Annotated in this window: 8 protein-coding genes; all 8 read right to left on the bottom strand. The window is 73.0% G+C overall.

Going from position 1 to position 10,088, the window contains the following annotated elements; translation table 11 throughout:
* Nucleotides 1-648: phosphoribosyltransferase (locus tag D7W82_RS21920; RefSeq protein WP_120620214.1), on the bottom strand; the 648-nt coding region annotated here is incomplete at its 3' end.
* Between the two features lie 99 nt (nucleotides 649-747).
* On the bottom strand, nucleotides 748-1,473 hold the full coding sequence (locus tag D7W82_RS21915; RefSeq protein ID WP_233587849.1) for a TVP38/TMEM64 family protein: 726 nt from the start codon (nucleotides 1,471-1,473) through the stop codon (nucleotides 748-750).
* A gap of 5 nt (nucleotides 1,474-1,478) precedes the next feature.
* Entirely contained in the window at nucleotides 1,479-2,636 is a 1,158-nt protein-coding gene (locus D7W82_RS21910; RefSeq protein ID WP_120620208.1) for an FtsX-like permease family protein, read from the bottom strand.
* 3 nt (nucleotides 2,637-2,639) lie between these two features.
* Nucleotides 2,640-3,806 (bottom strand): FtsX-like permease family protein, encoded by a 1,167-nt coding sequence (locus tag D7W82_RS21905; RefSeq protein ID WP_120620207.1) that lies wholly within the window; start codon nucleotides 3,804-3,806, stop codon nucleotides 2,640-2,642.
* Complete coding sequence (locus D7W82_RS21900) at nucleotides 3,803-4,501, bottom strand: ABC transporter ATP-binding protein (protein ID WP_120620206.1); 699 nt, start codon at nucleotides 4,499-4,501, stop codon at nucleotides 3,803-3,805. Before D7W82_RS21900 ends, D7W82_RS21905 begins: the two co-directional genes overlap by 4 nt.
* Entirely contained in the window at nucleotides 4,498-5,736 is a 1,239-nt protein-coding gene (locus tag D7W82_RS21895; protein ID WP_120620205.1) for an efflux RND transporter periplasmic adaptor subunit, read from the bottom strand. The genes D7W82_RS21900 and D7W82_RS21895 overlap by 4 nt, the downstream gene beginning before the upstream one ends.
* Nucleotides 5,737-5,834: 98 nt before the next feature.
* Entirely contained in the window at nucleotides 5,835-8,498 is a 2,664-nt protein-coding gene (gene fdhF / locus D7W82_RS21890; protein ID WP_120620204.1) for a formate dehydrogenase subunit alpha, read from the bottom strand.
* Nucleotides 8,486-9,955: an NADH-quinone oxidoreductase subunit F gene (locus tag D7W82_RS21885; RefSeq protein ID WP_199727804.1), complete on the bottom strand. Its 1,470-nt coding sequence runs from the start codon at nucleotides 9,953-9,955 to the stop codon at nucleotides 8,486-8,488. Before D7W82_RS21885 ends, fdhF begins: the two co-directional genes overlap by 13 nt.
* Between the last annotated feature and the right edge of the window lie 133 nt (nucleotides 9,956-10,088).

The raw sequence follows: 10,088 nt of genomic DNA, 5'->3' as shown, positions 1-10,088 counted from the left end.
CTCGAAGGTGCCCCGCGCCAGCGCCAACAGCTTCACCACCTCCCAGTCGGACACCTGGCTGAAGTCGATGTACCACCGGCCAATCGCGAACATCGACAGGATGGAGCACGTGCACACCACGTCATCCACCAGCGGCCTCAGCTCCTTGAGCGTCAGGGTCGCCGCGACGGGGACCGCCAGGACGATGCGCCCCGGCCTTCGCGCGCGCAGCCCCTGGAGCGCGGCCCGGACGGTGGCTCCGGTCGCGATGCCGTCATCGACGAGGAGAATGCGCTTTCCCTCCACCGGCGTCGGCTCGGTGCCCTGGCGGAAGGACGCCACGCGTGCCTCCACCTCGGCGGTCTTCTGGCGGATGGCCCCTTGGAGGTCGTCCTCCCTGAGGTCCATCTCATCCATCAGCTTCCGGTTGAGGAAGACGACGCCTCCCTCCGCCACCGCCCCCAGGCCCAGCTCCGGGTATTCCGGCGCGCATATCTTTCGCACCACGCAGACGTCCAAGGGGGCCCCCAGCGCCGCCGCCACCTCGTAGGCGACGGGGACGCCGCCCCGGGGCAGCCCCACGACGAGCGTGTCCTCGCCTGTGTACCCGCGCTCAAGCAGCCCCCTCGCGAGCCGCCGGCCCGCATCCACACGGTCCTGGAAGTACATGGTCTGCCCCACTTGAGCCGGAGACGGGCATGGCGGGCTCACCCGATGGTGAGCGTGGCCTCCAGAACAAGATGGGATCCACTGTCGACCGATGGCAGGTCACGAGGCGTCATCCCCCCTCCGGGCCGCTGGCGACCGCGGACCCAGGCGCTTGCGCAGCAGGTGGAAGGCCCACAGGCCGGCGAGGATGCCGGCCGCGCCCAGTCCCAGCAGCACGGGGGTGCGCCGCTCCAGGAAGCTGGCGCCCAGGTAGACGGTGCCCACCGCGTAGGGGAGCTCCGCCAGGGCGAGCACGGCCAGATAGCGGCGCAGCCCATAGCGCGCGAGGCCGAGCACGTAGCCCGGGATTTCAGAAGGCACCGCGAGCTGGAAGAGGAGCACCACGCCGAAGGGCGTGCGCCGCGAAATGCGCTCCTCGTAACGGGCGAGCAGGCTGGCGGAGGTGAGCCGGCGGATGACGGGCCTGCCCCATGCGCGCGCGATGCCGTAGGCGCAAGCGCCGCCCAGCATCCAGCCCAACCAGAGCAGGAGCGCGCAGACCGCCTTGCCCCAGGCCTGGAGCGCCACCGGCAGCAGCAGCGCGCTGGAGAAGAAGGCCAGCATCGCCGACAGGGCGGAGAGCAGGACGAAGAGCACCGCGCCCCAGACGGGATGCGTGGAGATGACGGGCGCGGCCGCGTCGACGGCCCGGCGCAGCAGGGCCTGGAACGCCTCCGAGGACGCGAGCAGCGCCAGTCCGGCGAGCAGCATCACCAGCAGGAGCGCCCGGCTCCACATGGCAGGGAGCCCGTGGTGCTCTTCCGGTGGCTGGGGAGAGGGGCTCATGGCCTTCAGGCGCGCAGCGCGTCCAGGATGGACAGGCGCGCGGCGCGCAGCGCGGGCAGGAGCCCGCCCAGGAGCCCCATCGCCGTTCCGAACAGCAGCGCGCCCAGCAGGATGGCGGGGGTGGGGGAGAAGCCGAAGCTCACCGCCGCGAACGTCTGGAAGTTGAGCGTGCGGATGTGGATCCACCGCGTGGCCAGCGCCCCCAGCGCACCCAGCACGCCTCCGGCCGTGCCCAGCATGGCGGACTCCACCACCACGCTGGCCAGCACGCTGCGCCGCCGGAAGCCCACCGCGCGCAGCATCCCCAGCTCCGCGACGCGCGTCGCCACCTGGGCGTACATGGTGATCATCGCCCCCAGCACCGCGCCTACGCTGAAGACGAAGGACACGAAGAGGCCCAGCACGCGGATGAAGGTGGCCAGCCCGCTGGCCTGGTCCGCCCAGTACGCCGGCTCCGGTTTGGCCTCCAGCGTGAAGCGCGGGTTGGCCTCCACGCGCTTCACGAAGGCATCCACCTCCGCGGGCGAGCGCAGCCTCACCACCGCGGAGCTGTAGTCCTCGCGCCCGAAGGCCGTGCCCAGGCGCATGGCGTCCGCCCACACCTCGGACTCGAAGGCGCCGCCTCGCGCGGCGAAGACGCCCACCACCGGCCAGCGCTGCCGGGCGAAGCGCAGCTCCCCTCCCAGCGTGGCCTCCGGCGAGGTGCCGACGAGCGAGCGGCCCAGCACCACCTCGTTGGTGCCCGGCAGGGGCCTGCGCCCGGAGACGAGCTGGACCTCCGGCCGCGCCGCGAAGCTCTCCGCGCTGATGCCGCGCGCCGACGTGTTCATCGCCTGCGTGCGGCCGCTGGGCAGCGTCAGCAGCACCACCCGCTCCCCGGCCACCAGCGGCATGCCGTCCGGCCCGGACGCCACCTGGGGATCCGTGGCGAGGATGCGCACCGCGTCCCGCTCCATCCCGCTGACCAGCTCGCTGGTGGCCCCCTTGCGCAGCACGACGACGTTGGACGCGTCCCCACCGGAGGCGAGCGCGGACTCGATGCCGTTGGCCAGCATCAGCACCGCGGAGAAGACGAAGACGACCAGCCCCAGCCCCACCACCGTGAGGCCGGTGGACAGCCGGCGCGCCCACAGGCTGCGGGTGTTGTAGAAGAGCGGAACCATCGCTCAGGCCACCCTCCTCAGGCCTTCCGCCACCGGCAGCCGCACCGCGCGCAGGGCCGGCCCCACGCCCGCCAGCAGGGACACCGCCACCGCCGCGAGCGCGGAGACCCAGAGCGTGTGCCCGCGCGTGAGGTGGTCCGGCATCGGGCCGAACCGCGAGGCGATGAGCTTCGCGAAGACGTTCACCAGCACCGGCGCGGCCGTCACACCCAGCGCCGCGGAGCACAGGCCGATGAAGGAGGATTCGGCCAGCACCAGCGCCACCACCGTGCGCGGGCGGAAGCCCAGGGCGCGCAGGGTGGCGATGTCCCGGGTGCGCTCGCGCACGCCCATGGCCAGCGTGTTCCCGATGACGAGCAGGATGATGAGCAGGATGACGGTGGACACCACCCGCACCGCGGTGACGATGGCCGAGGACATGGCCACGAAGCCCAGCTGGAAGGCCTTCTCGCTCTCCGTCTTCGTCGGGTACGGGCTGTTGTCGAACAGGTGGTCGATGGCCGCCGCCACCTCGGCCGAGCGCGAGGGGTCGTCCACGCGCACCGCGTAGATGCCGACCTTGTCCTTCATGGCGTCGGTCACCCGGTCGCTCTCGTTGAGGCAGCGGTAGCCGAACACCAGCGCGGTGGTGTCCACCCCGGGGCGCGCGCCGCGGTAGATGCCGTGCACGTTGAACGTCCAGTCGCCGGGGTGGAGCTGCCCCTTGAGCGTCACGCGGTCCCCGGCCTTCCACCCGAAGCGCTGGGCCAGCCGCTCCCCCACGAGCGCGCCGCACGGGTCACCGCGGAAGGCGGCGAGCTGCGAGGGCTGGACGATGAACTCCGGGAAGACGTCCAGGAAGGTGTGCGGGTCGACGGCGAAGTTGGCGAAGAAGTCCTTCTGCGTGTCGCCCAGCGTGCCGCCGAACCACTCCTGGTGCGTGACGGCGGTGACGCCCGGCAGCGCGGCGATGCGCGCGTAATAGGACAGCGGCAGCGGCTGGGTGAAGGACACCTTGTTGCGGACGATGAGCCGGTCCACCTGCGCGGCCCGCGCGTTGTAATAGAACATGTCGACGACGGTGCTCAGGAAGATGAAGGCCGTCACGCCCACCGCGCCCGCGAGGACGGTGAGCGTCAGCCGCAGCGGGTTTCGCATCAGGTCGCGGCCCGCCAGCCCCACGTAGTTCACTGGAGCACCCCCTTGTCCAGGTGGTGCACGCGGCCCGCGCGCTCCGCGGCGTGCGGGTCGTGCGTCACCATGACGAGCGTCTTGTGCAGGTCCCGGTGGAGCACGCCGAAGAGATCCAGCACGGCCTCCGCCGCCTTGCGGTCCAGGTCGCCCGTGGGCTCGTCCGCGATGATGAGGTCCGGGTCGGAGACGATGGCGCGGGCAATGGCCACGCGCTGCTGCTCGCCGCCGGACAGCTGTGGCGGGCGGTGGCCCACGCGGTGGCCCAGCCCCACTAGCTCCAGCGCCGCGGCCACGTGCTGGCGCCGCTCCCCGCGCGTCAGCGGCGTGAGCAACAGGGGCAGCTCCACGTTCTCCGCCGCCGTGAGCACGGGGATGAGGTTGTAGAGCTGGAACACGAAGCCCACGTGGGCGGCGCGCCAGTCGCTGAGCTCCCGGTCATCCATCTCCGACAGGTCCCGGCCGGCCACCTCGACGACGCCGGTGGTGGGCCGGTCCAGCCCGGAGACGAGGTTGAGCAGCGTGGACTTGCCGGAGCCGGACGGGCCCATGAACGCCTCGAAGGCGCCCGTGCCGATGGTCAGGTCCACCGCGGCCAGCACGGGCACCTCCACCGTGCCGCGCCGGTAGGTCTTGGACACGCCCCTCAGGCGCACCATGGGGGGCGGGAGCTCGGGTCGCGCGTCCTGGATCATCCGCTCCCCGCCTCCACCTTCACGCGCCGGCCGTCGCGAAGGCGCTTCGGGTCCGGGGCCACCACCACCTGCGTGCCCGCCCCCGGGCCCTGTGTCAGGGACACCTCGTCGCCCACGCGCTCGCCCACGCGCACCGGCTGGCGCGTGGTCCGTCCGTCCTTCACCACCCACACGGCCGCGCCCTTCGCGTCGCGCACCACCGCGCTGGCGGGGACGCGCGGGGGCTGCCCGTGCGCGTCCAGCTCCCCGGGAGGCAGTGGCTGGCGGAGGAAGGACACCTTGGCGCCCATGTCCGGCAGCGCACCCTGGGGGACGGACTGGAAGCGCACCAGCACGGTGGCGGTGGCCTTGGAGCGGTCGATGGCGGGGCGCACCGTGGTCGCCGTCCCAGGGAAGGCGCGCTCCGGCATGGCGTCCAGGAAGATGAGCGCGGGCTGGCCGATGCGGATGCGCGAGAGCTGCTCCTCGCTGACCTCGGCCTCGACCTCCAGGGCGTGCAGGTCCACCAGCTCCACGATGCCGCCCAGGTTGGTGCCGGTAAGGGCGGCCGGCGCGAGCACCGCGCCCTCGTTCGCGAGCTTCTTCGACACGGTGCCGTCGAACGGCGCGCGCACCACGGTGTGCGAGAGCTGGAGGCGGGCCGCCTCGCTCGCCCGGCGGGCGGCGGCGAGCTGCGCCCGGGCCAGGTTGAGGGCCTCCTGCGTGGCGCGGCCCGCGGTCTCCACGTCCTGGAGCTGGGCCCGGGGGACGACGCCCTGCCGGGCGAGGTTGCGCGTGCGCTGCGTGGTGCGTCGCGCGTTGACGGCCTGGGCCTCGGAGGAGGCGAGCTGGGCCTCGGAGGCCCGCACCGAAGCCCTGGCGCGATCCAGCACCACGCGGGCATCCCGGTCATCCAGCCGGGCGATCACCTGGCCCTGCCGCACGGGCTCTCCTTCCTCCACGGCGACCTCCACGAGCTGGCCCGCGACGAGCGGCGCGATGACCGAACGTCGCCGCGAGTCGACGTAGCCGGAGGCGGACAGCTCCGTCTGCTGCTCGCCGGGAAGCGGCTCACGCACCTCGGCCACGCGCACGGTGGGCGCGCGGCGTGCCACCGCGGCCGCCACCAGGACGAGCATCGCCACCAGGAGCCCCGCGGAGATGAGCCAGCGCGGTCTGCGGCGGCGCTTCACGGGCGCGACGGAGCGGTCGATGCGCAGGGCGCTCAATGCGGTCTGGGACTGTGAGTCGGCCATGGCGCCTCCGGGCCGGGATCCCAGGCCCTCGAGGATGAGGGTAGGGAGGCGGAGGGCAGGGTGCCACGAGCGGAGCGCCGCTCGACGCCACGACCCGGCTACTCCACGGGCTCCACCCGGACGGCCGTGACCTTGTAGCCGGGCGTATGGGTATACGGATCCTGATGCGGGCCGATGACGGCGTTGATGAAGGTCTCCGCGGTGTGGAAGGTGGTGAAGAGCTCGCCGGCCCGCAGCCCCTCCGCGCGGTGCATGGGCAGCACCGCCTCGCCATGCCGGCTGCGCACCCGCACGCGCGCGCCCTCCTGGAGCCCCAGCCGCTCCGCGTCCGCCGGGGCCATGTCCAGCCAGTCCCCGGGTTGGAGCCGCGCGTGCGGCGTGCGGGACGTCATGGTCCCCGCGTTGAACCCATACAGCCGCCGGCCCGTCATCAACACGAAGGGGAAGTCCTCCGAGCGCGCCTCCGGTGACGGCGTGTAGCCGATGCGGCGCAGCGCCGCCCGCGGGCCCAGGGCAAAGCCGTGGGTGTGCAACACCCGGGTGCCAGGGTGCGCTTCGTCGGGGCAGGGCCACTGGAGGCCGCCGTGCTCCAGGCGCGCATACGACAGGCCGGCGCCCACGGGCCACACGCGCCGCACCTCGTCCCAGATTCCTTCCGGGGAGGTGAAGGCGAAACCCTCGGGGTGTCCCAGCGCGCGCGCCGCGCGACAGAGGATCTCCCAGTCCGGCAGGGACTCCCCCGCGGGGGGAAGCGACGCGCGCACCCGCTGCACGCGCCGCTCGCCGTTCATGAACGTGCCGTCCTTCTCGAACGAGGTGCACGCGGGCAAGAAGACGTGGCCCAGGGCCTGTGCCGTCTCGTTGAGGAACAGGTCCTGCACCACCAGCAGCTCCAACTGCTCCAGCGCCTGTCGCGTGGTGTTCGCCCCCGGGTTGGTGAGCAGCACGTCGTAGCCGAAGGCCCACAGCGCCTTGAGCCGCCCGCCGCGCGCCGCCTCCATCATCTGCATCAGGTCCAGCCCCGGCGTGGAGGGCAGGGGAGCGCCCCACGCGGCCTCGAAGCGGGCGCGGTGTTCCTCCAGGGGGACGTAGCCGGTGAGCTGCCCCGGCTCGCAGCCCATGTGCGCGGAGCCCTGCACGTTGTTCTGCCCGCGCAGGGGGTTGACGCCCATGCCCGGCCCGCCGAGGTTGCCCGTCAGGAGCGCCAGGTTCACCAGCGCCATGACCGTCTCCGTGCCCTGCACGTGCTCCGTCATGCCCAGCCCGTGCACCATCATGGACGGGCCGTGCGTGGCGTAGAGGCGCGCGGCCTTCCGGAGGTCCTCCGCGTCCACCTCGCACAGGCGCGCGGCGCGCTCGGGCGTCCAGTCGCGGATGAAGGCCTGGAAGTCCTCCACGGCGTCCACGCGCTCGCGCAGGAAGTCCGGGGCGCACAGGTCCTCGGTCACGATGACCTGGGCCAGCGCGTTGAGCAGCGGCACGTCCGTGCCGGGCCGGGGGCGCAGGTGCACGTCCGCGTAGCGCGCCAGCTCCGTGCGCCGCGAGTCGATGACGATGAGCTTCGCGCCCCGGAGCGCCGCCTGCTTGATGCGGGCGCCGACGACGGGGTGGCACTCGGTGGCGTTGCTGCCCGCAACCAGCAGGGTGCGCGCGTGCTCCACGTCCTCGAAGGAGTTGGTGGAGGCGCCCGTGCCCAGCATCCGCTTCAGCCCGGCGGCGCTGGGCGCGTGGCACACGCGGGCGCAGCAGTCCACGTTGTTCGTCCCCAGCACCAGGCGGGCCAGCTTCTGCGCCAGGTAGTTCTCCTCGTTGGTGGCCCGGGCGGAGCCCAGCATGCCCACCGCGTCCGGGCCGTGCGTGTCCCGCAGGCGGCGCAGGCGCTCCGCGATGAAGCCCAGCGCCTCGTCCCAGGAGGCCCGCCGCCAGCCGCCCGCCTCGCGCAGCAGCGGCGCGGTGACGCGGTCCGGCGCCGTCACGAAGTCGAAGGCGTAGCGCCCCTTGGAGCACAGGTGGCCCCGGTTGGACGGGCCCTCGCGCGAGGGCCGCACGGTGACGATGCGGCCCTCCCGCGTGCCCACGTCCATCTCGCAGCCCACGCCGCAGTAGGAGCAGGTGGTCCGCGTCCACGTTTCCGGCCAGCCCCGGTCCAGCAGCGTGCGGTCCTCCAGCGCGCCGGTGGGGCAGCTGTCCACGCACGCCCCGCAGGAGACGCACGAGCTCTCCCGCAGGCTGGGCCCGTCCGGGAGGATGCGCGTCTCGGGCCCGCGGTCCCACACCCGCCAGACGAACTGTCCCTGCACGTCGTCGCAGATGCGCACGCAGCGGTAGCAGTGGATGCACTGGGACATGTCCACGTGGATGTACGGGTGCGAGTCGTCCAGCGACTCCGGACGGTGCGCGCCGCGCGCCTCGTCCGCCAGGCCGTACTCGCGCAGCGCGCGGTGGAAGGGCTTGTCCGGATGGCGCGCCACCGCTTCGGCCGGGTACTGGGAGGCCAGCAGCCGCAGCAGCACCTTCCGTTGCGCCTCCACCTGGGGCGTGCGCGTGCGGACCGACATGCCCTCCGCCAGCGGCGTGGTGCAGGCGGTCACCGGACGCGCGCAGCCCTCCACCTCCACGATGCACGTGCGGCAAGCGCCCACGGGAGTCAGTCGTGCGTCGTCGCACAGCGCGGGGATGGAGATGCCCAGGGACTCCAGCGCCTCCAGGAGGGTGCCGGGCGCGCACTCGCGAACCTGCCCGTCGATGATCACGCGAAGCATGCCGCCACCTCCTCCCGGTAGTGGCGCAGCACGCTCCGGGCGAACTCCCCCAGGCCGGTGCCGTGTCCACACAGGCTGGTGAGGCGCAGCGCCTCGGCGACCTCCTCCCAGTCCGCCGCGCCGGCACGAGGAGCGCTGCCGGCGTCCAGCACGCGCGCGAAGAGCCGCTCGACGTGCCGCGCCCCCAGGCGGCAGGGCGTGCACCTTCCGCATGACTCATACGCGCCGAAGGAGAAGACGTGGTGCACCAGCGCGGCGATGGATGTGTTCGCGTCGAAGGCCACCATACCGCCATGCCCCACGGAGGCGCCCACGGCCTGGAGCTCCTCGAAGCCCAGCGGCGTGTCCAGCAGGTGAGGAGGGAGGATGCCCGCCAGCGGCCCTCCAATGAGGACGCCCTTCAGCGGTCCGGTGCGCAGCCCGCCCCCCAGCTCCTCCACCACGGTGCGCACCGGCGTGCCCAGCTCCACCTCGTAGAGCCCCGGGTGGTGGAAGAGCGAGTTGAGCGACAGCACCTTCGTGCCCCGGCTGCCCGGGATGCCCAGCGCCGCGTAGGCCTCGCCGCCATGGCGTGCAATCCACGGGAGGTTGGCGAGCGTCTCCACGTTCTGCACCAGCGTGGGCTGGCCGAACAGGCCCGCCTGGGCGGGGTAGGGGGGCCGGGCCCGCACGAAGGGCCGGCGTCCCTCCAGCGCGTTGAGCAGCGCCGTCTCCTCACCGCACAGGTAGCTGCCGCGGCCCACCTCGATGGAGACCTCGCAGGAGAACGCGCTGCCCAGGATGTGTGGACCCAGCACGCCCTCGCGGTGGGCCTCGTGCAGGGCCACGTGCAGCACGCACGCCGCGAGCGGATATTCCTTGCGCACGTAGATGACGACCCGGCGGGCACCCACCGCGTACGCCGCCAGCAGCAGGCCCTCCAGCACGGCGTGGGGGTCGTCCTCCATCAGGAAGCGGTCGATATAGGCTCCGGCGTCGCCCTCGTCCGCGTTGGCCACGACGGTCTTCTCCTCGCCGGGCGCGGCGGCCACCGCGCGCAGCTTGCGCCCGGTGGGGAAGCCCGCGCCTCCCCGGCCGCGCAACCCGGATCGCTCCACCTGCGCGATGAGTGCCTCGGGGGGCGAGGACAGCGCCTGCTCCAGGGCCATGTATGCACCCTGGCGGGTGGCCTCCGGCAGGGCGCGGGCTCCACCGCTGGCGACGCGCCCCAGCGTGATGGCCTGGGGCGCCCGGATGTGGACTTCCGGGCGGGCGTCCTCTCCGGTGACGGAGGGCGCCCGGTAGCACTGGCCCAGGCAGTAGACGCGGGTGTCACCCGAGGTGGCCTGCCGCCAGCGCGCGGCATCCAGGTGGCGCGCGACGAAGCAGGCGGTGCCCTGACAGGCATGCGTCCCCAGGGGGCCAGGCCCCAGGTGGTAGAAGGACTCGAGTTCGGGGGTGTGTTGTCCCGGCTTCATGCGCCGCCTCCTCCCGCAACGTTGTGCACGTCGCGTGGCTCGGACTTCACGCCCGCGCTGCTTCCTCGGCGTGACATCCCTCACCACTCCAGGGTGATTCGCACGGCGGAGTCCCCCGTCCATCCTCCGGGGC

This window comes from Corallococcus sp. CA049B, from assembly GCF_003611685.1.
GTDB lineage: Bacteria > Myxococcota > Myxococcia > Myxococcales > Myxococcaceae > Corallococcus > Corallococcus coralloides.
This window is presented reverse-complemented; position numbering and strand designations above follow the sequence as displayed.

Bases quoted from the DNA above. Each gene is read 5' to 3' on its own strand.
- D7W82_RS21915 (WP_233587849.1), bottom strand. From the start codon at position 1,473: ATGAGCCCCTCTCCCCAGCCACCGGAAGAGCACCACGGGCTCCCTGCC.
- D7W82_RS21885 (WP_199727804.1), bottom strand. From the start codon at position 9,955: ATGAAGCCGGGACAACACACCCCCGAACTCGAGTCCTTCTACCACCTG.
- D7W82_RS21895 (WP_120620205.1), bottom strand. From the start codon at position 5,736: ATGGCCGACTCACAGTCCCAGACCGCATTGAGCGCCCTGCGCATCGAC.
- D7W82_RS21910 (WP_120620208.1), bottom strand. From the start codon at position 2,636: ATGGTTCCGCTCTTCTACAACACCCGCAGCCTGTGGGCGCGCCGGCTG.
- D7W82_RS21900 (WP_120620206.1), bottom strand. From the start codon at position 4,501: ATGATCCAGGACGCGCGACCCGAGCTCCCGCCCCCCATGGTGCGCCTG.
- fdhF (WP_120620204.1), bottom strand. From the start codon at position 8,498: ATGCTTCGCGTGATCATCGACGGGCAGGTTCGCGAGTGCGCGCCCGGC.